The sequence below is a fragment of the Serratia sp. BNK-12 genome (genome assembly GCF_047456085.1).
Taxonomy (GTDB): domain Bacteria; phylum Pseudomonadota; class Gammaproteobacteria; order Enterobacterales; family Enterobacteriaceae; genus Serratia; species Serratia liquefaciens.
The window spans coordinates 1,203,939-1,225,933 of sequence record NZ_CP179896.1 but is presented as its reverse complement, the minus strand read 5'-3'; the positions used below and the strand labels follow the sequence as shown (position 1 = coordinate 1,225,933).

Sequence of the window (21,995 nt, the reverse complement as noted above, 5' to 3'; positions counted from 1 at the left end):
AAAAAAATGCCGGAGTCAGGCTCCGGCATGGCATGTTAACGGGATGCGAAGGTATTGCAGGTGTTCGGATCGCCGCTGTCGAAGCCCTGTTTAAACCAGGTGTAGCGCTGCTGCGAAGTACCGTGGGTGAAGCTGTCCGGCACCACCCGTCCCTGCCCTTGCTGCTGCAAACGGTCGTCGCCGATCGCCTGCGCGGCGTTCAATGCCGCCTGCAAGTCGCCCTCTTCCAACATCTGCTGTTTCTCGGCGTATTTGCCCCACACGCCGGCAAAGCAGTCCGCCTGCAGTTCCATTTTCACCGACAGGCGGTTCACTTCCGCCTGGCTGGCACCTTGCTGCATTTGGCGCACTTTCGGCTCGATACCCAGCAGGTTCTGCACATGGTGGCCGACTTCGTGCGCCACCACGTAGGCCTGGGCAAAGTCACCGCCGGCACCCAGCTTGGTTTTCATATCCTGATAGAACGACAGGTCGATATACACCGTTTTGTCACCCGGGCAATAGAACGGCCCCATCGCCGCCTGGCCGGTACCGCAACTGGTGCGCGTTACGCCACGATACATCACCAGTTTGGGCGGCTGATAGGTTTTGCCCATACGCTGGAAAACTTCTTTCCAGTTATCTTCGGTAGACGCCAGCACCACCGAGGTAAATTTAGCCAGCTCATCGTCTTTTGGACTGATGTTGGCGCTTTGTTGCTGAGTTTGCGGGCTCACGTCCCCACCGTTCAACAGCGGCGAGAGATCGATGCCGTAATAGCCGGCCACCAACACCACCACCAGAATGGCGATACCGCCTTTGCCGCGAGGAACACGAAAGCCGCCACCGCCGCCACCCAGACCTGAAGACTGCCCGCGACGATCCTCAACATTGTCACTTTCCCGACGCCCTTGCCAACGCATAAATAAACTCCAGATTAGGTTTTTGTCATTGTACGCAATACCCAAAATAATTGGAGTTGCATCAAGGCGGCAAATGAGTGAATCCCGATGAACTTACTCAAGTAAGTGATTCGGGTGAACGAGTGCAGCCAACACAGATGCAGCTTCAAGTATGCCGGGTATTATCATTATAAGTGCTGAGCAGCGGAGGAAATGTAGAATTTTTCCGGAAATTCAGTCAGAGAGAAATATTGCGGGAAGTTAACGGGCCGAATGGCTCCGTGAGACTGCTGACAAACAGAGAATGTTTGGCGGCAGGCGCTAAAGGTTTTGAAAATAAATCTGGAAAATCAATTTATTGATTTTCGGCTGATAACACAAAGGGGGAAAACCACGCTTTATCCCCCTTTGTCAAAATCTGACGGGGCCAGATGACCCCGTAGAGCGCGACAACGCTTAGTCGAGCTTGACGCCGATGCGGCGGGCCACTTCTTCGTAGGCTTCGATCAGGCCACCCAGGCTCTGGCGGAAGCGGTCTTTATCCATCTTGTCCAGGGTGTTTTTATCCCACAGGCGGCTGCCGTCCGGCGAGAACTCATCGCCCAGCACCACTTCACCGTTGAACAGGCCGAACTCCAGCTTGAAGTCGACCAGGATCAGGCCCGCGTCGTCAAACAGCTTGCTCAGCACGTCGTTTGCCTTGTAGCTCAGCTCGCGCATACGCGCCAGGTGCTCTTTGTTCACCCAGCCGAAGGTTTCACAGTAGGATTCGTTGACCATCGGATCGTGCATGGCATCGTTTTTCAGGAACAGGTCGAACAGCGGCGGGTTCAGTACCAGGCCTTCTTCGATGCCCAGACGCTTCACCAGTGAACCGGCAGCGCGGTTGCGGATCACGCATTCGACCGGCACCATGTCCAGCTTCTTCACCAGCACTTCGTTGTCTGACAGCAGGCGTTCCATTTGCGTCGGGATGCCGGCCTCTTCCAGTTTGCTCATAATGAAATGGTTAAACTTGTTGTTCACCATGCCTTTGCGATCGAACTGCTCAATGCGCTGACCATCCAGTGCTGACGTATCGTTGCGGAACTCCAACACCAGCAAATCAGGGTTTTCGGTGGTGTAGACGGTTTTTGCCTTTCCGCGATACAACTCAGCTAGCTTTTGCATCTTACATACTCCAATAAAGAATTGTTTAAAAATGCTTTAACACACAGGCGTGATATACCCAAAATAATTGGAGTTACAGCAAGGCGGCAGGTGCGGAACTCCCCGCGAGCTTACTCAAGTAAGTGACAGGGCGAGTGCACGTAGCCAACACGGTTGTAGCTTCAAAAATGATGGGTATATTGTGCCAAAACTGCGACGCAAACGATACCGTATTGTTCAAAGAAAAAGGGGCCGTAGCCCCTTTTCAATCAGTTAACGCTGGTTTTACTGAATGCTGCCTGGAAGGCCGCCACCAAGCCGTCGTTTTGCGACTGGGTCAATGGCTTCCCTTTAGGATCGATAAATTGCAGGCTGGTGCGGTTGTTCAAATCCCCGACCTGCAGTTTGTAATCGCCCTCTTTCAGTTCAGGATCCTTGGCGCCCAACGCATCCCAATCGCTACCGCTCAGGGATTTGTAGGTGACGGCGACGGTGCCCTGCGGACGGCTGCGGTCACCCACTTTCATCCCCAGTTTCTCCAACGCCGCAGGCAGGCGATCCCACACCACGGTGTAAGGGCCGCGCACTACCAGCATCGGCAGGCCGGTGTCATCGGCGCTGCTCTGCACGTCCAGCGCGCCGAAGCGGTTGGCCGTCTGGCTGCTTGCCAGGTTGTCCTGCTTGTCCAGGCCTTCAACGATGGTGTTCATCATCATGCCGTTGTAGCGCTGCACTTCTGACGGGTCGGTAATCTGTTCGGTTTTACCCTGCTGCTGCAGGCCCACGGTTTTTACCGTCAGCGCCTGCTGGTAACCCTGCTGCTGTACGCTGATCTGGTAGCGGCCTTCGTACTGGTTGTCTTCATCCAGACGGTTCCACTTCACCCAGTCGGTGGTCAGCGTCTGACCGGCGTCCTGACGTGAGGCGATTGCGATATTTTTCGTCTGCAGCATGCTGACAACGCGCGACCACAGATTCTGGTTCTGCGGGTTGTTTTCCAACAGCAGCGTACCGCTGTCGCCGGCATATTGCGCACGTGAACCGCTCAGCAATGCCAGTGGCTGCACCGGCGGACGAATATCCAGTTGCTTGCCGACGCCGCCTTTCAGCGTGGTGGCCGGAACATCATAATTACCGCTTTGCACCGGCAGGATCATACCGGCTGGTGCGTTCAGTGGCTTGAGCACCGACGCATCGAGGTAAGACTCATCGCCGCTCACCTGGCGTTTGTAACGCTGATCGGTGGTGCAGGCGGCCAGCATCATAACCAGCGAAATACCCACGACTTTTGCTACCGTCGACTTTTGCAATGAATAAACCATCAAATTTCCCTTAGAGTTACAGCAAACCGGCGCTTTTCAACGCGCGTTCCACTACCGGACGGGCAGCGTCGGTCAACGGCGTCATAGGCAGACGCATCGTATCGGTTGCCATCAATCCCAATGCCTTACAGGCCCATTTCACCGGAATTGGGTTTGCTTCTACAAACAAATCCTGATGCAACGGCATCAAGCGCTGATTTAAGCGGCGTGCTTCAGCAAAGTCGCCCTGTGCTGCCAGCGCGCAAAGCTGCGCCATTTCACGCGCCGCCACGTTGGCCGTCACGGAAATCACCCCTTTGCCGCCCAGTTGCATGAAATCCAGACCGCTGGCGTCATCGCCGCTCAGCAAAATGAAATCTTCATCATCAACCAGCACTTGGATCTGACTTACACGACTTAAGTTCCCTGTTGCCTCTTTAACAGCAACAATATTCTTAATTTTTGCCAAACGCGCAATCACCGGCGGCAGCATGTCACACCCGGTGCGCGAAGGCACGTTATAGAGGATCTGCGGCAGTGCGGTGCTTTCGGCAATCGCCTTGAAGTGCTGGTACAGCCCTTCCTGAGTCGGTTTGTTGTAGTAAGGCGTGACCGTCAGGCAACCCACTACGCCGGTATTTTCAAAGCGCTGGGTCAGCGAAATGGCTTCGGCGGTGGCGTTGGCGCCGGTACCTGCGATCACCGGAATACGGCCTGCGGCCAGTTCCAGCGTCTGCAATACCACGTCAACGTGCTCGTCATGGGCAAGCGTTGCGGACTCGCCGGTAGTCCCTACGGAAACGATGGCCGCAGTTCCACTGGCTACATGATAATCAATCAATTTTTTTAGGCTCGCGCGATCGACAGCACCTGTGTCGTCCATCGGCGTAACCAGTGCAACAATACTTCCCGTAAACATTGGCCGTCCCCTCCACAAACAAGTCACTCATGGTACTTTTGCTGCCTATCCAAAAGCAAGCAAACAACGGCGTTGTAAGCGCTTGGCAGGCGGTTTTTTTTATGTTTACCATGGTAACCCCATTGAGCACGACAGGAAGCTCCATTTTGCCTAAGCCAGATGAACACTATCTCGTGATTACCGCGCTCGGCGCCGATCGCCCCGGAATCGTCAATGCCATCACCCGCCACGTCAGCAGCTGCGGGTGCAATATCGAAGATAGCCGTCTGGCCATGCTGGGTGAAGAGTTCACTTTCATCATGCTGCTTTCCGGCAGTTGGAACGCCATTACCCTGATCGAATCAACCCTGCCGCAAAAAGGCGCGGAGCTGGAGCTGCTGATTGTGATGAAGCGCACCAACTCGCACGAAAGGCCACCGATGCCGGCCACGGTGTGGGTGCAGGTGGAGGTGAAAGACTCGCCGCACATCATCGAACGCTTTACCGATTTGTTCGACTCCTGCCAGATGAACATTGCCGAGCTGGTATCGCGCACCCAGCCTGCGGAAGGCGACCTGCCGCCGCAGCTGTATATCCAGATCACCGCGCACAGCCCCGGCAATCAGGATGCCTCAAATATTGAACAAGCCTTTCATCGCCTATGTACAGAATTGAAAGCACAAGGCAGTATTAGCGTTGTGAACTATCCACAGCATGATGAGAAAGATGGAGAGTAGTGATGAGCCCATTGAAAGCCGGTGACACAGCGCCGAAGTTTAGTTTGCCTGACCAGGACGGTGAGGAAATTAATTTGGCCGACTTCCAGGGACAGCGAGTGCTTGTTTATTTTTATCCCAAGGCGATGACGCCGGGCTGTACCGTACAGGCCTGCGGTTTGCGGGATAACATGGATGACTTGAAAAAAGCGGGTGTCGAAGTTCTGGGCATCAGCACGGATAAACCAGAGAAACTGTCGCGTTTTGCCGAGAAAGAGTTGTTAAACTTCACGTTGTTGTCTGATGAGGATCATCAGGTGGCACAGCAGTTCGGCGTTTGGGGTGAGAAAACCTTCATGGGGAAAACCTATGACGGCATCCACCGCATCAGCTTCCTGATCGACGCCAAAGGCAAGGTTGAAAAAGTGTTTGATGATTTCAAGACCACCAATCATCACGACATCGTTCTGGATTACCTGAAACAATAATCCTCACGAAGCGCAGCGACCTGCTGCGCTTCGTTATCCACGCTTATTCCTGTTCCGTTTCTACCCGCAGTTCGTCCGGCCAGGCATGGATCACCGCCTTCACCAAGGTTGCCAGCGGGATAGCGAAGAACACGCCCCAGAAACCCCACAGCCCGCCAAAGATAATCACCGACAGAATGATCACCAGCGGATGCAGGTTGACCGCCTCAGAGAACAGAATCGGCACCAGCAGGTTGCCATCCAGCCCCTGCACCACCAGATAGGCGACGATCAGCGTCCAGAAATCGGCGCCGACACCCCATTGGAACATCGCCACCACCACCACCGGAATGGTCACCAGAACCGCACCGATATAGGGGATCAGCACCGAAAAACCGACCAGCACCGCCAGCAGCAGCGAATAGCGCATATCGAGAACCGCGAACACCAGATAGGTCGCCACCCCGACGATCACCATCTCCAGCACCTTGCCGCGAATATAGTTGGTGATCTGCTGGTTCATTTCGATCCACACCTGCCCGGCCAGCCCACGGTTGCGTGGCAGTACCCGGCGCACGGCATTGAGCATCTGTTCCTTGTCCTTCAACAGGAAGAACATCATCATCGGGACCAGGATCAGATAAATCGCCAGCGTCAGCAGGCCCACCAGCGACGCCAGCGAGAATTTCACCACCGACTCACCCATGCCCGACAGGCGTCCGCGCAGATTCTCCGCCATCATGTCGATGATGCCGGCATCTACCAGCGCCGGGTAACGCTTCGGCAGCGTCGCGGCGAAGTTATAGAACTGGTTGAGCATGCCCGGCAGATCGGTCATCAGGTTGATGCCCTGTTGCCAGGCGGTCGGCGCCACCACGAAGACCAGCAGCATCGCGATACCGGCAAACAGGATCATCACCATGCTTGCCGCCCAGTTTCGCGAACAGCCGATGCGCTGCAACCGCGCGGTTGGCCACTCCAGCAGATACGCCAGCACGATGGCCACCAGCAGCGGGGTCAGAATACCATGCAGAAAATAGAGAATGAGGAACCCGGCGAGCAGGATCACCAACAGCGCGATGGCCTGCGGATCGGTGAAGCGGCGGCGGTACCACTGTAATAACATCTCCAGCATCAGAGAGGGCTCCTAGAGGTTTGACTGGCAGGCATTGCTGTTCCTGTAATAAGTATTATTGACCCTACGCTGGCCAAGCCAAAAAGAGGAAAGGCTGAAGGCCGGACATTCAGCGTATGGTTGTACCATGCCGCCCCTTTGCCATCCAGCGATTGTCGGCACCGACCGGGGGAAAGAAAACGATCGATTTACCGCGGGGAAAGTCGCGGCGGTTTAACGGTGAGTCAAACCGCCGCTATGCCATCAGGCCTGAGAAGATCAGAAGTCGTAAGTCAGCGAGGCTTTAAGGGTGCGCGATTGCCCCTGGAAGATATAGGTGCCGTTGCTCTCCACGCTGGACCAATACTTCTCGTTGGTGACGTTATCCACGCCAACGCGCCAAACCATGGTGTTTTGATCCGCGTTCATGCGCATCCGGTAACGCACACCGAGATCCAGCGTGGTGTAACTGTCGAGTTTCTTGGTGTTCGCCGCGTCGGCAAACTGCGAGCCGGTATGGCGAACCCTGGCGGTCGCAGTCAGGCCTTCAACCGGTTGGATGTCATACTCGGCGCCCATCACCATATAGAAATTCGAAACGCCGATAGCATCTTTGCCGTCGTTGGTGCCATTTTTGGTTTTGGTCAGCTCAGGCGACAGCCAGGTGGTGCTGCCGTTAAGGCGCAGCCCGAGCATCGGCTCACCGAACACGTTCAGTTCCACGCCGCGGTTACGTTGCTCGCCATCCAGCGCATAATAATTCTCGCTGTTGAGCATGGCTGAAGGCTTCTTGATTTCAAACAGCGCCAGCGAACCGCCCACGCGTTCGAAATCGACCTTCACCCCCACTTCATTTTGTTTGGAACGGGCAATACCGGTGCTCTGGCCAAAGTTCGTGGCTTCCTTCGGCGCGTTGCTCCCCGGCTGCAGGGCTTCGGTGTGGTTGGCGTAGAGCGACACTTCTTCCCACGGCTTGTAGACCAGACCAAAGGTCGGCATCCAGCGGCTTTGGGTATAACGGGATGAAGTATCCTCCAGGCCGGTCGCGTTGCTGTAGTTGCGCACCACCACTTTCTGATGGCGCGCCGCTGCGGTAAACAGCACCCGATCGCTAAAGAACCCCAAAGTATCGCTGAACAGCCAGCCCTGGGTGCGATTACGGGCGGTGGTTAACGGATCGGAATAGTTGCCGCCAAAGTAAGCGTTATCCGGCACCGCCACATCGTGATTGTCATAAATATTGGTCGTCGGGTTGTTGGCCGACATGCGCCAGGCGGTTTTGTCGCGTTTGATTTGCGCAGAATAACCCAGGTTCACCTTGTGCGAGACATCCCAGGTATTGAATTCGCCGCTGACCCCGGCCATGCCGCTGAACGCATCGATAATGCGGTTGGTGTCCAGACGCCCTACCGTGGCGTCGCCGTTGGCATTGATCAGCTTGGGTGCGCTGTAGAGCCCGGTTTCATGAGCATGCTGCGCGCCCAGCCCGGTATAAATTTTCCAGCGTTGAGTGAGGTCGTATTCCGCCTTCACCATACCGAATTCGTTTTCGATATCGCTGTAGCCCCATTTCTGGCTGTAGTTTTTGGTCGGATCCGGCACGGCTGGAATAAAGTCGACGCCGCTGATGTTGACCCCCATGGTTCCACCGTGGAAGGTCTTCTTCTGGTAGCCGAAATCCAGCGAAGTGCGCAAGCGATCGCCACGGTAATCCAGTCCCACCGAGGCCAGCGTGGTACGGCGTTTGTCGTCGTTGACGGCAGCTTCACCTTCGCGGTGTACCAGGTTCACCCGCGCGCCAAACTGGTTGTCGTCACCGAAGCGACGGCCTACATCCAGCTTGCCGCCGACCTGAGAGTCAGAGGTGTAATCGATGCCCACCTGCGTGGTAGGCGTCTCTTCCGCACGTTTGGGTTCGAGGTTAATCATACCGCCCACCCCACTGGTGGCTACGCCGTTCAGCAAGGCGTTAGCGCCTTTGAACACCTCCACGCGCTCCAGCATTTGAGTATCCATCACCTGACGCGGCACCACGCCCGACAGGCCGCCCATGGTCATGTCCTCACCATCCAACTGGAAGCCGCGAATGCGGTAGGTTTCGGCGAAGTTGCCGTAGCCCTGCACCGCCTGAACGCCTGCGTCATTGCTGATGACATCGGCAATGGTTTTCGCCTGTTGATCCTGCACCAACTTCGCGGTGTAGCCGACCACGTTAAAAGGTACGTCCATGGCTTTTTGTTCGCCCAGCATCCCCAGACGTCCGCCATGCGCGATTTGTCCATCGAGATAAGCGGGAACCAGATCTTCGCCGCCGGCTTTAAAATCGCTCTCTTTGGTGGCCTGAACCACCAGGGTTTCTTCCTGATTTTTTTTGCTGCTTTCTGTCGGAGCGGCCAGCGCGCCCTGGCTTACCGCACCGATGGCCAGCGCCAATAACGTCAGGCGTTGCGGAAATGATGTTGAACTGGTGTTGTGCATAATTCACTCATGTATGAGGAGAAGTGGAACAAAATGGCCCGTTACCGGGCCGATAGAGCTTATTTATTTAAATCAATGCGAACGACGCTGTCCGGCCCCTGAGTAGAGTGATCCTTATTAAAGGGTTGCTTGACGGTGACAAACAGCACCTGGCCGTCTGGGGAAAGCTGCAGGCTGTTTGGATTTGGCGTTACCGCCCAGCTCTGTTTCACGGCATAGGTCGTGGCATTGAGGCTCAGCACCTTGCCGGACTCACGCTGCGAGAGGTAGATTTCATTGCGTTTGGCATTGAACAGCACTGCCAGAGAGTCGCCGACATCCAGCTGCTTGAGCAGTTTTCCACTATGAATATCCAGCACCAGCGTGGTTTTGGCTTTGGAATTGTCGGTCACAAACAGGCGCCCGGTTTCGCTGTCTTCCGCCAGGTTAAGCAGCAGCGCCGGCTTCTCGCCCAGTGGCTTCCAGCGTTTTTCGATTCGGTTGTTTTTCGGGTTGATGACCAGAATTTCACCGCTGCCGTTCGCGGCGTACAAACGCTGGGTTTGTTCCGAGTAATGCAGGCCGGTCATCCATTTGCCGGTGTTTTTGATCCGCGCTTTTAATTTCAGCGTGTTGGCGTCCACCACCCAAATCAACGCCGGGTCAGCCACAGCACCTACGTACAGCGTATCTTTGTGCAGCAGAATTTGACGCGCGCCATACGGCAGCCCTTTCTCGTTGCGTTCGCTAAACAGCAAGCGGCCTTTCACTTTGCCGTCGGCGGTAGTGATCGCGCTGATGCCGCCGTCCAGGGAGTTAGTGACATAAAGAGTTTTGCCATCCGGGGAGATCTGCATGGCGAAGTTTTTCAGATCGGTGTGGGTTGCGCCGAGCGTTTTCAGCGTTTTCGCATCCAGCTTATAAACCACCCCGCCCTGCACATCTTTAAAGCCTTCGGAACTGGCCACGTACAAGGCATCGCCCGCCGGCGTCAGCGCCATCTCATACAGGCCATCCGCCAGATCGCGTCTAACCACGTTGTCGGCAGATTGAGCCGCCGCAGCGACAGGTTGGGCAATCGGAGAAGCGGCGTGTTGCTTAGGGGCGACGCAACCGCTCAGCGCCAGTGTCATCACCACGGCGAGCGCAGAAACTTTCATCTTCATCAGGAAATCCTTGGCCATATAAACTGATTGAGTGGAGGCTCTTGCGGATTATTTTTGGCTTTCTCAACAGGAGAAATGAGCCCCACCGTACGTCTCAATGTTTCCTTGTGAATGGGGTTCACTTTATCGCAGGCGGCTGGACCGCCTTGGCTGCGAATAACAAAGAGAATAATAATCATACTCATTACTTTTTTGGCGAGCAAATGTAATTGGTCATCTTGAACGTGGGAAAACGTCGTGCTGCGAATGCCCTCCGCCGCTCACAGAATTATCTCGCGACATTGGCAAACGCGGCGGGAAGTGGTCATGCTGTAAGGCCATCTCATCCTCATGTCTGACCAAGGAGAATTTATGTCAGTTTCAGCCCGTAACCAGTTATCCGGCACCGTGTCTGCCGTCGCTAAAGGCGCCGTAAATGACGAGGTGGAAATCACTTTGCCGGGCGGCGAGAAGTTAGTCGCTATTGTGACGGTACAAAGCCAGCAGTCGCTTGGCCTGGTCGCCGGTAAGGAAGCGGTGGCGCTGATTAAGGCCCCCTGGGTTATTTTGGCTTCGGAAGACTGCGGACTGCGTTTCTCCGCCCGCAATCAATTCGCCGGGGAAGTCAGTGCAGTGGAGCAAGGGGCGGTGAACAGCACCGTGCACATTAAAACGGATGCCGGTTTCAAACTGACCTCGGTGATCACCAATGAAAGCCTGCAGGAGATGGCGTTAAAGAACGGGGCCCGTGTCATCGCTCTGGTCAAAGCCTCCTCCGTGCTGCTTGCCGTCAGGGCGTAGTTTCCAGGCCCTTTCAAGCCCGCATCGGCGGGCTTTTTAGTGAGGCAACTGCCTGAGACGTTACTTTATCCCCTGCTCGACAAGCAGCCCGACGGCGATCAACACCATGGCCGCGCCGGAAAAACGGCTGACAACCCGTGCAGCCTGCGGGCGCGTCTGCAGTACCGACTGCGAGCCATACCCCACGATCAAATAAACCACCCCGCAGCTGATCAGATGCAACAAGCCAAGCGCGAGAATTTGGTTCGGGATCGACCAACTGGCACCCGCATCGGTGAACTGAGGCAGTAAAGCCAAAAATAGCAGGAATACCTTGGGGTTCAGGCCGCTGACGCAAATGCCCTTGCCAGCCCAACGCAGCCAGGAGCCAGACGCCTGCGCATCGCCGGCGCTCGGCGTCGGGGGATGGCACAGCATGTTGATGCCAATCCACAACAGATAGCCGGCCCCCAGCAGGGTGAGCGCCGTGAGAGCCATAGGACTGCCTGTCACCAAAGCGCCCACGCCTGCCGCCACGATCGCTATAGCGATAAGGTGCCCACACAGCAATCCTACTACCGCAGGCACCACTACCCGCCCGCGGATGCCGGCCGAGATGATGTACGCCCAGTCCAACCCCGGCGTGATAACGAACAGAATCGAAACGGCCCAGAAAGCCGCAAAAATGGCGAGCGTCATAAATATCGTCCCCGCCACCGACACCCGGCAGTCTGGCTTATCCATTTCATCACTTCGCGTTCCTCCGCTGGACAGCGTTAACAGGCCGAAAGCCATTTATGTCCAAAGTTGTTCAATTATTGAAAAGAATATCCCCAAGTTGTTAGAATGTGGTTTCAATTATTTGCTTATAAATCGCAAATTGAGGGAAATTTTTCCAAATGGACAAGATTGACCGCAAAATCCTTGCTGAACTTCAGTTTGATGGGCGTCTTTCTGTTACCGACCTGGCTGACCGAATTGGGCTGAGCGTTTCCCCCTGCCATCGCAGGGTGCGAGCGTTGGAACAATCTGGCGTGATCAGAGGCTATCGTGCTCACCTCGATCCCGGCAGTCTGGGCTTTAACTTTTCCGCGCTGGTTTTCGTCACCATGCGGGAAGGGGATCGCCAGGCTGTTGAAGCCTTCGAAAACGCCATGGTGGATATTCCCCAGGTTATCCAGGCGCAGCGATTGTTCGGCGATCCCGACTACCTGTTGCATGTCATCGCCCGCGATTTACCGGCTTTTCAGCGGCTTTACGACGAACAGCTTTCCGCCCTGCCCGGCGTTCAACGCCTGACCTCCACGCTGGTGATGAAAAGCGTGGTGCAGGACCGGCCCTTTCTGCCGTTGTAGATCACAATCAAATCCAGAAGGATACAGTTATGAACAGTGGTTTCGAGGACTCAAAGGCCTTGTACATCGGCATATGCACGGTGGTAGGCGATGCCTTTCTGGCGTTGGCCAATGAAGAGCATGAAACGCAAAAAGCGGACGTGATCAATGAGCTTAAAACGGCGATCACCCGCGAAGGTCGTGATGTCAATTTGGATGAAGCGCGCGAATTGGCGATTGAGTGGCTGGAGCGATAAGTAGCGCCGGTTACCTTGCTTTTACGGGCGTTACCAGGGTCATTACCGCGCTCTGGGCTGCCGTTCTGGTGAAAAAAATGGGAGCGTCTCCGCTCCCATAGGGTATTCAGGGCACAATCACGTAGTCGGGATTGGCAACGGCGAACAACGCCTGCCGATCCGCTGCCGGTGGATAAATCCACTGCGTATTGATTTCCTGTTTGATCTTTTTGCCCTCTTCACGCGTAAAGCGCACCTGACGATCCCAACCTTCGGTGTAGAGCGCGCCCCAGGCTCCAAGATCAAGGCAGGTCACATACTTTGGCTGGCTGTAAGGGTGCAGCGGCAAACCTACCAGTTCCGCTGCGGCATTGTGGCCCGCTACACGGCCCAGACTCATCGCATGCTGGCAGGTCATCAGGTTGTGATTGCCCAGTTCGTCGGTCGCTGCCTTGACCGTGTCCCCGCTAACAAACACGCCGTCCGCCGCAGGCGCGTGCAGGAAGGCATCACCGACAATACGTCCGGCACTGTCGCGCTCACCCGGGATTTGCTCAACTAATGGATGCGCCCGTACCCCGGCGGCCAGAATCACCGTATCGGTGGCGATGCGCTCACCGCTCGACAAGGTCACACTGCCTGCGTTAATAGCCGTAACGCGAACCCCGGCTTGAGACTCAACGCCACATTCTTCCAGTGCCTGGCGGATCACCACGGCAGGTTCAGCCCCCATGCCGGCGCCAACTTCGGCCGCCGTATCGACAATCACCACGCGAATATCGGCTTGGTTGCCCAAAATGGCACGTAAGCGCATCGGCATTTCAGCAGCACTTTCCAGCCCGGTAAGCCCACCACCGACCACCACCACGGTATTGCGTGCCGGGGTCTCAGGTTGAGTCGCCAACGCTTTTAAATGGGCATCCAGCCGTTGCGCGCTTTGCAGCGTATCAACATTAAAACCATGCTCGGCAAAACCGGCGACCGCAGGCACGAACAGTTTGCTGCCGGTTGCCAGTACCAGCCGGTCATACGCCAACTGAAGTTTTTTCCCTTCGGCGCTCTCCACCACCAGCGTCTTGTTTTCGCCGTCTATCTGCTCAACCAGACCGGCCAAATGACGAACGCCAATCGCAGCGAGCTGTGCCGAAATGTCCGGGCTCATATTTTCCAGTACGGCTTCGTACAATCTAGGGCGGATGGTGACGTTCGGGGTCGGCGAAACCATCGTCACTTCAACGCTCTGTTCCTTACCGGCAAGCGCTACGGCTCGCATGGCGGAGACAGCGGCCCAAAACCCGGCAAAACCAGAACCGGCGATCACTATTTTCTGCGTCATGGAATGACTCCTTCAAATACCTGTTGTCGAGCGCCTGACGTATTTTTCAGGCGAGTTTTACCGCTGCCTCCCTGAAAAAGGGTGCAGAAGGGTGACCGCCTGTGGCACACAGGCGGGTAAAAAGCATCAGAAAAATGACGGGGGCGTTATTGCGGTTTGGCGCGAGGGGGCTTGCCGCTGCGAGTCGTACGCTCGCTCAGGCGTTCATCAAGCCAGATATTGACCTCGCCAAAGAACCCTTCCGGCGCCTTGCGCCCAAAACGAGAAGCGACAGTGCCCAGTGTTTGTAGCGCCAGCGCATCGCGCATGGCCTTTTCGGCCTGCAGCATCACCGCATGGATCGCACACTTGCCTGATATGGCCCAGTCAGGCGGGTTATCATCGAATACCGCGCAGCGACCGCGGACTTCCTGACAATCGAACAACGGCTTGTGTCCTTCAATGGCATCGATAATCTCCAGGAAAGTGATCTCCTCTGCCGGACGGGCCAACCGATACCCACCGCGCACGCCTTCGCTGGCGGCGACGATCCCCGCCTTCTCCAGCTTGGGGAAAATCTTGGCCAGGAAACTGGGTGAAATTCCCTGTAGTTCCGCGAGATCGCGACTGCTTAACGCGCGTTGATCCTCGCCGACCAACCAAAGCAAGCAGTGGATGCCGTATTCAACGCTGGTAGTGATGTAAGCCATATTGGGTTTGCGCTGCACTCTGGAATTCAATAACGCAGACTATATTAGTCCACGTTTATTCTGTCAATTAAAACACGGACAAACTTTGTCTTTGTTTTTATGGGTGGCGAAAAAGCGGCATCGACGAGGCCCAAGGACGTTGATCATCAAGGGAAGATTCAGAAATGAAAAATCAAACAATTCTGTCTGATTATTGCCGAACAGAAGTTTCCTTGTCGTCTTCGGCTGACTATGATGTTATCTGCCGACAGGGCGCCGCAATGCGTGCATTTTTGTGAGCCAACACGCTTTCGCACTGATTGTTTTGGCGAGTCCGGCAAGGAAGAAGAACTCTTGTGTGATGCTGACGTCTTAGAGATGACTATTTAAGGGAAAGGCCTGACTATGACCACCCGGTTGACCAAAACAGCAATTGCAGTACTGTTGCTCGGCACACTCAACGCCACGGCGCTGGCGCCGGTGCAGGCGGAAACCCAGGATCAACTGCCGGATATGGGCACCTCTGCGGGTGGCACCCTGAGTATTGGCCAGGAAATGGCGATGGGTGATTTTTACGTGCGTCAGCTTCGCGCCAGCGCGCCCCTGATCAACGATCCCCTACTCACACAATATATTAACCAATTGGGTAACCGATTGGTGGCGAGCGCCTATTCGGTACGCACGCCGTTTCATTTTTATCTGGTGCGCAACGACGAGATCAACGCCTTCGCCTTCTTTGGCGGTAACGTGGTGTTGCACTCAGCCCTGTTCCGCGAAACCGACAACGAAAGCCAACTCGCCTCGGTACTGGCGCACGAAATCTCGCACGTGACTCAACGCCACCTGGCGCGAGCGATGGAAGACCAGCAACGCAACGCCCCGCTGACCTGGGTAGGCGCCCTTGGCTCCATCCTGCTGGCGATGGCCAACCCGACCATGGGGATGGCGGCGTTGAGCGGCACTCTGGCCGGCACCCAGCAAGGCATGATCAGCTTTACCCAATCGAACGAACAGGAAGCCGATCGTATTGGCATTCAGGTGCTGCAACGCGCCGGGTTCGATCCTGAAGCCATGCCCGACTTTTTGCAAAAGCTGTCCGATCAGTCACGCTACGCCTCCAAACCACCGGAAATGCTGTTGACCCACCCCCTGCCCGACAGCCGCCTGTCCGATGCGCGCAACCGCGCCAACCAGATGCCCAAGCACCTGGTGCAATCGACGCAGGATTATCTGATGGCCAAGGTGCGTTCGCTTGGTATGTACAGCTCAGAGGGGTACGGCCTGCGTGAAGAGCTGCTCGATACTTACAGCAAAGGTAACGTACGCGAGCAGACGGCAGCCAAATATGGCCGCGCCATTTTGTTCTACGAGGCCAAAAAGTATGACGATGCCCGTAACATCATTCAGCCACTGCTGACGCAAGATCCGAAAAACGTCTGGCTGATCGATCTGATGACCGATATCGACCTCGGTCAGAAACGTGCGCCGCAGGCGATTGCCCGTCTGCAGGCCGCCAATGCCGCTCAAAGCAACAACCCGGTGCTGCAACTCAACCTGGCCAACGCCTACGTGGAAGGTAACCAACCGGCGCAGGCGTCAAAAATTCTCAACCGTTACACCTTCGCCCATCCGGACGATCCCAACGCCTGGGATCTGCTGGCGCAGGCCAGCGCCGCACAGGGGCTGCGCGATGAAGAGCTTTCCGCCCGTGCCGAAAGCCTGGCCCTGACCGGCCGTCTCGATCAGGCTATTGGCTTGCTCAGCAATGCCAGTTCACTGCAAAAACTCGGCAGTCTGAAACAGGCGCGTTATGATGCGCGCATCGACCAACTGCGCCAGTTGCAACAGCGTTTCCGCCAGTACCAGCGCAGCTGATTTTCATAAAGGATGAAGTTAAATGAAAAACGTCACTATTTACCACAACCCACGCTGCTCCAAGAGCCGTGAAACCCTGGCGCTGTTGGAACAGCATGGCGTGACGCCCGACGTGGTGCTGTATCTGGAAACGCCGCCGTCGGTAGACCAACTGAAGAAACTGCTGAAAGAACTGGGTTTCAGTTCCGCACGCGAGTTAATGCGCAAAAAAGAAGATCTGTACAAGGCATTGAAGCTGGCGGATGAAAGCCTGAGCGAAGCCCAACTGTTGCAGGCGATGGTAGACAATCCAAAGCTGATTGAGCGTCCCATCGTGGTCAAAGGCACCCAGGCACGCATCGGCCGGCCACCGGAACAGGTGCTGGAGATTTTGTGAGTCTCTCGGCACTCTATTGAGCAACATTATGATAATAGCCCTTACCTGGGCTATTTTTAATTGATTGTTATATAAATACTTTTCATCATCCCCCTGAGTCCTGACTGATATTATCCTCCCGGTGTGTTGTATTAACGCACAGCCAGCGTTGACATGCGTCAACAGCTAAAATATTCTCAATAAAGACGGCAGGCAGGTGATGAAAAACCATCCTAATAAACATATTCAGGCTGCATTAGCCTATGCCATTTCGCAGGGTTGGTTATTTCGCGCCAGCAATGGACATGCGTTCGGCCGCCTCCAGTGCGCTCTTCCTCAGCACAGGGAGCATATGATGAGTATCTGGTCTACACCGAGGAACCCAGAACAACATGCCAAACAGATTCGCCGTAAAGTCGATGAATGTCTGGCTCTTTCCCAGAAAGGATAAAGGAGGTCATTATGGCGCTCTATAATTTCTCGTTAACACTTTCCGGTGTGACGTCGCAAACTCCGGGTTTGGAAGATGCTCTCTACGCCAGTGGTTGCGATGACGGGTTGATTTGTTTCTATGGCAAAGCGGTTTACGTGGAGTTCGATAGAGAAAGCGATAGCTTCGCCAACGCCATTCTTGGGGCCATCAAAAATATCGAATCCGCCGGTCTGGGCGCGCAGGTAATGGCAGTCGATTCTCATCTGGTAGGATTAAGTGATATCGCAGCACTCGCCGGCATGTCTCGGCAAGCTATCGCGATGCTAAAGGACGGTACTCGCGGCTCTGGAGACTTCCCTTCTCCCATTCAAAGGCTTAAGGGGTCATCCCCTTTGTGGCGTTGGCATAGCGTTGCAGACTGGTTGGCAAGCAAGGGGAAAATTGGCCAGGCACTGGCCGAGAATGCGCAGTATCTGGAAAATATCAATTTGGCGTTGCAGCTCCGGGCCAGCAATCAACGCAGCCAGATCGATAGCTACGTAACCCTGCTGGAGCACGGCGAGAATTGAGCCTGGCGAGCCAGAATTATAACCCGAGGATCTCTTTCACAAACGGGATGGTCAGCTTGCGTTGGGCGGTGATCGAGGCGTGATCGAGTTGATCCAGGGTCATAAATAAGGTGCGCATTTCGCGATCCAGCCGCTTCAGCAGGAAACGACCGACGTCTTCCGGCAGCTCAAAGCCGCGCAATTTGCCGCGCAGTTGCAGGGCCAGCAGTTTTTCTTCATCCGACAGCGGCTGTAACTTGTAGATTTGCCCCCAGTCCAGGCGCGAAGCCAGGTCCGGCAGGTTCAGATTCAATTGGCGTGGTGGGCGATCGCCGGTAATGAACAGGCGCGTGCGGCCGGTTTCCAGAATGCGGTTGTAGAGATTAAAGATCGCCATTTCCCACTCTTCGTCACCGGCAATGCATTCGATATTGTCGATGCACACCAGCGCCAGCTGCTCCATCCCATCCAATACTTCCGGCACGAAATAGGCTCGCTTATCCAGCGGCACATAGCCCACGGCTTCACCACGCTGCGAAAGCTCCGCACAGGCCGCATGCAACAGGTGACTGCGCCCACCGCCCTCGCGTGACCAGAAATAGATATAGCTGCCATGTTCCTGACGAACGGCGGACTGGATCGCGCTCAATAGGGATGGGTTCTCCCCCGGATAAAAACTGGCGAAAGTCTCATCATCGGGAAGATAAAGTGGCAGTGAAAGCTGTGCCGGCGTATTCAGAAAAGCACCTCAACCAAAACTGGCAGGAAAACGCGGTAAGTCTACCACAGAAAACGGGCTCTGTTGAACCGGCAGGATTTTATGGCGTAATAGTGAACAACGCTCAGCAGCAAGATTAAATTGCCAACGACTTTCACCGGTGAAATTTGTATTTTATCCAAGAGTTATCCTAGTATAGAGGGGCGAAACGCAATCTCCTTAAACAAGGTTTCTACAAGGATATAGACAATGAAAGTATGGAATAAAGTGCTTTTGGCCTCAATCATTGGGCTATTGCTTGCCGGCTGTGATGACTCATCCAAAGTCGACGCCAATCTTGAAAAAGCCAAAGACAGCGCTGAGCAGATGAAAGATGCCGCACAGAAAAAAGCGGACGATCTGACCGATAAAGCCGCCGCAGTGGCCAAGGACATCAAGAAAGAGGCCACCACTCAGGCCGACCAATTGAAAGACAAGGCTTCGGCAATCAAAGACGATGCCGCCAAGCAGGCTGATGCCATCACCAATGATGCGAAAGCCAAGGCTGACGCCATCAAAGAGGATGCCAGCAAGCAAAGCCAGCAGTTGGTCGATCAGGCTAAAACCATTAAGAACGATGCCATTAATGGTGCCAATGATTTGACCGAGCAAGCCAAAGCGAAAACCGAAGCGATTAAAAACAGCGCAGAAAATAAAGCGGAAGAATTAAAAAGTGATGCCGACGCAGCAGGGAAAGAAAATACCCCGCCGGCCGCACAACAATAATACTTAGCAATAAAGAAAGGAGCAGTAAATGGGGATTATTTCCTGGATTATCTTCGGTCTGATCGCCGGTATTTTAGCCAAGTGGATTATGCCAGGCAAAGACGGCGGCGGTTTTATTCTGACCGTTGTCCTGGGTATCGTCGGTGCCGTGGTTGGGGGCTATATCAGTACCTTCTTTGGCTACGGCAGAGTTGACGGTTTCAACTTCGGCAGCTTCGTCGTGGCGGTGATTGGTGCCATCGTGGTGCTGTTTGTATACCGTAAAATCCGCAGTTAATTTATTGCGCATCAACAAACCGGGCAGCCATTGGCTGCCCGTGAGACGGCTGACAAACATATAATGTTTGGCGGCAGGAGCTAAAGGTTTTGAAAATAAATCAGGAAAATCAATTTATTGATTTTCGGCTGATAACACAAAGGGGAAAAACCACGCTTTTATCCCCTTTGTCAATAATCTGACGGGCAGCCCATTGGCTGCCCGTTTTCCTTACTACTTCTGTTCGGCCGACTCGTCCGGCGCTTCGATCACTTCCTCTTCCTTGCGGTACAGGCTGATGACCTTAAACAGCAGGCTGAGGCCGATGCCGACGATGGTCGCCAGCGCCATGCCTTTCAATTCGGCAGCACCGATGTGCACCTTGGCCCCGCTGACGCCGATAATCAGGATCACCGAGGTCAGGATCAGGTTTTGCGCCTTGTTGTAATCCACTTTGGATTCAATCAGCACACGAATACCTGACGCGCCGATCACCCCATACAGCAGCAAAGAGACCCCGCCCATCACCGGCACCGGTACCGCCTGGATAGCCGCCGCCAGTTTACCGACGCAGGACAGCAGAATGGCCAGAACCGCCGCGCCGCCGATCACCCAGGTGCTGTATACCTTGGTGATAGCCATCACGCCGATATTCTCACCGTAGGTGGTGTTTGGCGTGGAGCCGAAGAAGCCTGAAATCACCGTCGATATGCCATTAGCGAACATTGAACGGTGCAGGCCAGGGTCACGGAGCAGGTCTTTTTTGACGATATTCGCAGTCACCACCAAGTGGCCGACGTGCTCGGCGATCACCACCAGCGCCGCCGGCAGGATGGTGAAGATGGCGAACCATTCAAAACGCGGGGTGTAGAACGTCGGCAGCGCGAACCAGTGCGCCTCGCGGATCGGGGTCAGATCCACCACGCCCATAAAGAACGACAGCGCATACCCTACCAGCACACCGATCAGGATCGGGATAATCGCCAGAAAACCGCGGAACAGCACGGAACCCAGGATGGTCACACCCAGCGTCACCAGCGAGATAGTGATGGTAGTGGTGTCTGCGCTGACGCCGTCAGCCGGCAACAAGCCCGCCATGTTCGCCGCCACACCGGCCAATTCCAGGCCGATGACCGCCACAATCGCCCCCATCGCCGCCGGAGGGAAAATGACGTCCAGCCAGCCGGTACCGGCTTTTTTTACCAGCAACGCGACCAGGCAAAACAGCACCCCGCACATGATAAAACCGCCCAACGCCACTTCATAACCCAACGGCAACAGCAGCAGCACCGGGGAAATAAACGCAAAGCTGGAGCCGAGATAGGCCGGGATCTTGCCCTTGCAGATAAACAGGTACAGCAAGGTTCCGACGCCGTTAAACAGCAACACCGTCGCCGGGTTAATCTTGAACAAAATAGGCACCAGCACGGTCGCGCCAAACATGGCGAACAGGTGTTGGAAGCTGAGCGGAATAGTCTGGAGTAGCGGCGGGCGTTCGCTTACGCCTATCACGCGACGGGTCATGGATGTTTTTCCTCTGGGTCGTTATCAGTTGTGTAAGCCTAATGATATATGCTCAATGGATTTCAAGTTACAGCTAGGCGGCAAGGGCGTTAATCCCCTGGAGCTTATTTATAATAAGTGACTGGGGTTAGCGCCCGCAGACAACAACGCTGTAGCTTGAAAGACGACGAGCATTAAAAAGCCGACTCATCAGTCGGCTTTATTTTTGTTTATTTGGTACCAAATATCTTGTCGCCCGCATCACCCAGGCCCGGTACGATGTAGCCCTTCTCGTTCAGGCATTGATCGATAGAGGCCGTGTACAGCTCGACGTCCGGGTGCGCTTTCTCCAGCGCGGCGATCCCTTCCGGCGCGGCAACCAGCACTAGCACCTTGATGCTGTTACAGCCGGCTTTCTTCAGCAGATCGATAGTGGCGATCATCGAGCCGCCGGTAGCCAGCATAGGGTCGACAACCAGTGCCAAACGCTCTTCGATGTTGGACACCAGCTTTTGGAAATACGGCACCGGCTCCAGAGTTTCTTCGTCACGGTAAACGCCAACCACGCTGATACGTGCGCTCGGTACGTTTTCCAGTACCCCTTCCATCATGCCCAGACCGGCACGCAGAATAGGCACAACGGTAATTTTTTTCCCTTTAATCTGGTCTATTTCAACCGGGCCGCACCAGCCATCGATGGTGACTTTCTCTGTTTCCAGATCGGCGGTCGCTTCATAGGTCAGCAAACTACCCACTTCTGAGGCCAGCTCACGGAAGCGTTTGGTGCTGATATCATTTTCACGCATCAGGCCAAGCTTGTGTTTCACCAGCGGGTGTTTCACCTCAACGATCTTCATCATTTTTCTCCTATTAAGGTGGTTTACGGCAAAAAAAATCGCCGGATTATACCTCCTTTTGCCGACTGCGCCACCCACAATAGCCCGATCGGGATCAACAAAAGTTTGAATAACAGTATAGATGACGAAAAAGCGGAGCTGGTTCACAAGCCACTCGCAAACGTTTGCCTGCGCTGTTAGAATTGCCGCGCCTTATTCCGGAA

25 protein-coding genes are annotated in these 21,995 nt (G+C 55.0%); 12 read left to right on the top strand and 13 right to left on the bottom strand.

Annotated features, from left to right (window positions below):
- Nucleotides 1–35: 35 nt before the first annotated feature.
- The 4 genes from ACMGG1_RS05500 to dapA form a co-directional block, all read right to left on the bottom strand.
- The gene (locus tag ACMGG1_RS05500; RefSeq protein WP_115058306.1) at nt 36–902 is read right to left on the bottom strand and encodes a neutral zinc metallopeptidase; all 867 of its coding nucleotides are present in this window, start codon (nt 900–902) and stop codon (nt 36–38) included.
- Between the two features lie 435 nt (nt 903–1,337).
- A complete protein-coding gene (gene purC / locus ACMGG1_RS05495) occupies nt 1,338–2,051 on the bottom strand; it encodes a phosphoribosylaminoimidazolesuccinocarboxamide synthase (protein WP_020828051.1) in 714 nt (237 codons plus the stop codon).
- 248 nt (nt 2,052–2,299) lie between these two features.
- The gene (gene bamC / locus ACMGG1_RS05490) at nt 2,300–3,352 is read right to left on the bottom strand and encodes an outer membrane protein assembly factor BamC (protein ID WP_020828052.1); all 1,053 of its coding nucleotides are present in this window, start codon (nt 3,350–3,352) and stop codon (nt 2,300–2,302) included.
- 16 nt (nt 3,353–3,368) lie between these two features.
- Nucleotides 3,369–4,250 carry a 4-hydroxy-tetrahydrodipicolinate synthase gene (dapA, locus tag ACMGG1_RS05485; protein ID WP_020828053.1) on the bottom strand — a complete coding sequence of 294 codons (882 nt, stop codon included), beginning with the start codon at nt 4,248–4,250 and terminating at the stop codon, nt 3,369–3,371.
- A gap of 110 nt (nt 4,251–4,360) precedes the next feature.
- Between dapA and ACMGG1_RS05480 the strand changes: the two genes are divergently transcribed.
- Together ACMGG1_RS05480 and bcp are read left to right on the top strand one after the other, a co-directional pair.
- Complete coding sequence (locus ACMGG1_RS05480; RefSeq protein WP_198640024.1) at nt 4,361–4,966, top strand: glycine cleavage system transcriptional repressor; 606 nt, start codon at nt 4,361–4,363, stop codon at nt 4,964–4,966.
- A gap of 2 nt (nt 4,967–4,968) precedes the next feature.
- Nucleotides 4,969–5,433: a thioredoxin-dependent thiol peroxidase gene (gene bcp, locus ACMGG1_RS05475; protein WP_020828055.1), complete on the top strand. Its 465-nt coding sequence runs from the start codon at nt 4,969–4,971 to the stop codon at nt 5,431–5,433.
- A gap of 43 nt (nt 5,434–5,476) precedes the next feature.
- On the opposite strand, the gene ACMGG1_RS05470 is transcribed toward bcp, so the two are convergent.
- The 3 genes from ACMGG1_RS05470 to ACMGG1_RS05460 form a co-directional block, all read right to left on the bottom strand.
- A complete protein-coding gene (locus ACMGG1_RS05470; RefSeq protein WP_020828056.1) occupies nt 5,477–6,547 on the bottom strand; it encodes an AI-2E family transporter in 1,071 nt (356 codons plus the stop codon).
- 258 nt (nt 6,548–6,805) lie between these two features.
- A complete protein-coding gene (locus ACMGG1_RS05465; RefSeq protein WP_414161205.1) occupies nt 6,806–9,004 on the bottom strand; it encodes a TonB-dependent receptor in 2,199 nt (732 codons plus the stop codon).
- A 59-nt stretch (nt 9,005–9,063) separates the two neighbouring features.
- Nucleotides 9,064–10,149 carry a YncE family protein gene (locus ACMGG1_RS05460; protein ID WP_142814661.1) on the bottom strand — a complete coding sequence of 362 codons (1,086 nt, stop codon included), beginning with the start codon at nt 10,147–10,149 and terminating at the stop codon, nt 9,064–9,066.
- A 351-nt stretch (nt 10,150–10,500) separates the two neighbouring features.
- Between ACMGG1_RS05460 and ACMGG1_RS05455 the strand changes: the two genes are divergently transcribed.
- A complete protein-coding gene (locus tag ACMGG1_RS05455) occupies nt 10,501–10,929 on the top strand; it encodes a TOBE domain-containing protein (protein ID WP_122079986.1) in 429 nt (142 codons plus the stop codon).
- Between the two features lie 60 nt (nt 10,930–10,989).
- On the opposite strand, the gene ACMGG1_RS05450 is transcribed toward ACMGG1_RS05455, so the two are convergent.
- Nucleotides 10,990–11,607 (bottom strand): LysE family translocator, encoded by a 618-nt coding sequence (locus ACMGG1_RS05450; protein WP_261157458.1) that lies wholly within the window; start codon nt 11,605–11,607, stop codon nt 10,990–10,992.
- 200 nt (nt 11,608–11,807) lie between these two features.
- On the opposite strand from ACMGG1_RS05450, the gene ACMGG1_RS05445 reads away from it, so the two are divergent.
- Together ACMGG1_RS05445 and ACMGG1_RS05440 are read left to right on the top strand one after the other, a co-directional pair.
- Entirely contained in the window at nt 11,808–12,263 is a 456-nt protein-coding gene (locus ACMGG1_RS05445) for an Lrp/AsnC family transcriptional regulator (RefSeq protein ID WP_020828061.1), read from the top strand.
- Nucleotides 12,264–12,292: 29 nt separating this feature from the next.
- Nucleotides 12,293–12,499 (top strand): DUF2767 family protein, encoded by a 207-nt coding sequence (locus ACMGG1_RS05440; protein ID WP_020828062.1) that lies wholly within the window; start codon nt 12,293–12,295, stop codon nt 12,497–12,499.
- Nucleotides 12,500–12,605: 106 nt separating this feature from the next.
- On the opposite strand, the gene ACMGG1_RS05435 is transcribed toward ACMGG1_RS05440, so the two are convergent.
- Nucleotides 12,606–13,814 carry an NAD(P)/FAD-dependent oxidoreductase gene (locus ACMGG1_RS05435; RefSeq protein ID WP_414161204.1) on the bottom strand — a complete coding sequence of 403 codons (1,209 nt, stop codon included), beginning with the start codon at nt 13,812–13,814 and terminating at the stop codon, nt 12,606–12,608.
- A 146-nt stretch (nt 13,815–13,960) separates the two neighbouring features.
- Nucleotides 13,961–14,503: an RrF2 family transcriptional regulator gene (locus ACMGG1_RS05430; protein WP_041415582.1), complete on the bottom strand. Its 543-nt coding sequence runs from the start codon at nt 14,501–14,503 to the stop codon at nt 13,961–13,963.
- Between the two features lie 384 nt (nt 14,504–14,887).
- On the opposite strand from ACMGG1_RS05430, the gene ACMGG1_RS05425 reads away from it, so the two are divergent.
- The 4 genes from ACMGG1_RS05425 to ACMGG1_RS05410 all read left to right on the top strand — a co-directional run bounded on the left by ACMGG1_RS05425 (nt 14,888) and on the right by ACMGG1_RS05410 (nt 17,714).
- Nucleotides 14,888–16,357 carry a tetratricopeptide repeat protein gene (locus tag ACMGG1_RS05425; RefSeq protein WP_020828065.1) on the top strand — a complete coding sequence of 490 codons (1,470 nt, stop codon included), beginning with the start codon at nt 14,888–14,890 and terminating at the stop codon, nt 16,355–16,357.
- A 22-nt stretch (nt 16,358–16,379) separates the two neighbouring features.
- On the top strand, nt 16,380–16,733 hold the full coding sequence (gene arsC / locus ACMGG1_RS05420; RefSeq protein ID WP_020828066.1) for an arsenate reductase (glutaredoxin): 354 nt from the start codon (nt 16,380–16,382) through the stop codon (nt 16,731–16,733).
- A 199-nt stretch (nt 16,734–16,932) separates the two neighbouring features.
- On the top strand, nt 16,933–17,163 hold the full coding sequence (locus tag ACMGG1_RS05415; protein ID WP_130016636.1) for a hypothetical protein: 231 nt from the start codon (nt 16,933–16,935) through the stop codon (nt 17,161–17,163).
- An 11-nt stretch (nt 17,164–17,174) separates the two neighbouring features.
- A complete protein-coding gene (locus ACMGG1_RS05410) occupies nt 17,175–17,714 on the top strand; it encodes a helix-turn-helix transcriptional regulator (RefSeq protein ID WP_142814659.1) in 540 nt (179 codons plus the stop codon).
- 16 nt (nt 17,715–17,730) lie between these two features.
- Here the strand turns inward: ACMGG1_RS05410 and hda are convergent, their stop codons facing one another.
- Nucleotides 17,731–18,432, bottom strand: coding sequence for a DnaA inactivator Hda (hda, locus tag ACMGG1_RS05405; protein ID WP_044554653.1), 702 nt, complete (start codon nt 18,430–18,432; stop codon nt 17,731–17,733).
- On the opposite strand from hda, the gene ACMGG1_RS05400 reads away from it, so the two are divergent.
- From ACMGG1_RS05400 to ACMGG1_RS05390, 3 genes are all read left to right on the top strand, one after another.
- Nucleotides 18,402–18,551, top strand: coding sequence for a hypothetical protein (locus tag ACMGG1_RS05400; RefSeq protein ID WP_153263174.1), 150 nt, complete (start codon nt 18,402–18,404; stop codon nt 18,549–18,551). The two genes, hda and ACMGG1_RS05400, sit on opposite strands and share 31 nt — an antisense overlap.
- 109 nt (nt 18,552–18,660) lie before the next feature.
- Nucleotides 18,661–19,176: a hypothetical protein gene (locus ACMGG1_RS05395; RefSeq protein ID WP_020828070.1), complete on the top strand. Its 516-nt coding sequence runs from the start codon at nt 18,661–18,663 to the stop codon at nt 19,174–19,176.
- A 28-nt stretch (nt 19,177–19,204) separates the two neighbouring features.
- On the top strand, nt 19,205–19,453 hold the full coding sequence (locus tag ACMGG1_RS05390; RefSeq protein WP_002487967.1) for a GlsB/YeaQ/YmgE family stress response membrane protein: 249 nt from the start codon (nt 19,205–19,207) through the stop codon (nt 19,451–19,453).
- Nucleotides 19,454–19,666: 213 nt separating this feature from the next.
- On the opposite strand, the gene uraA is transcribed toward ACMGG1_RS05390, so the two are convergent.
- Together uraA and upp are read right to left on the bottom strand one after the other, a co-directional pair.
- Nucleotides 19,667–20,956, bottom strand: coding sequence for a uracil permease (uraA, locus tag ACMGG1_RS05385; RefSeq protein ID WP_020828071.1), 1,290 nt, complete (start codon nt 20,954–20,956; stop codon nt 19,667–19,669).
- A gap of 209 nt (nt 20,957–21,165) precedes the next feature.
- The gene (upp, locus tag ACMGG1_RS05380; protein ID WP_020828072.1) at nt 21,166–21,792 is read right to left on the bottom strand and encodes a uracil phosphoribosyltransferase; all 627 of its coding nucleotides are present in this window, start codon (nt 21,790–21,792) and stop codon (nt 21,166–21,168) included.
- Between the last annotated feature and the right edge of the window lie 203 nt (nt 21,793–21,995).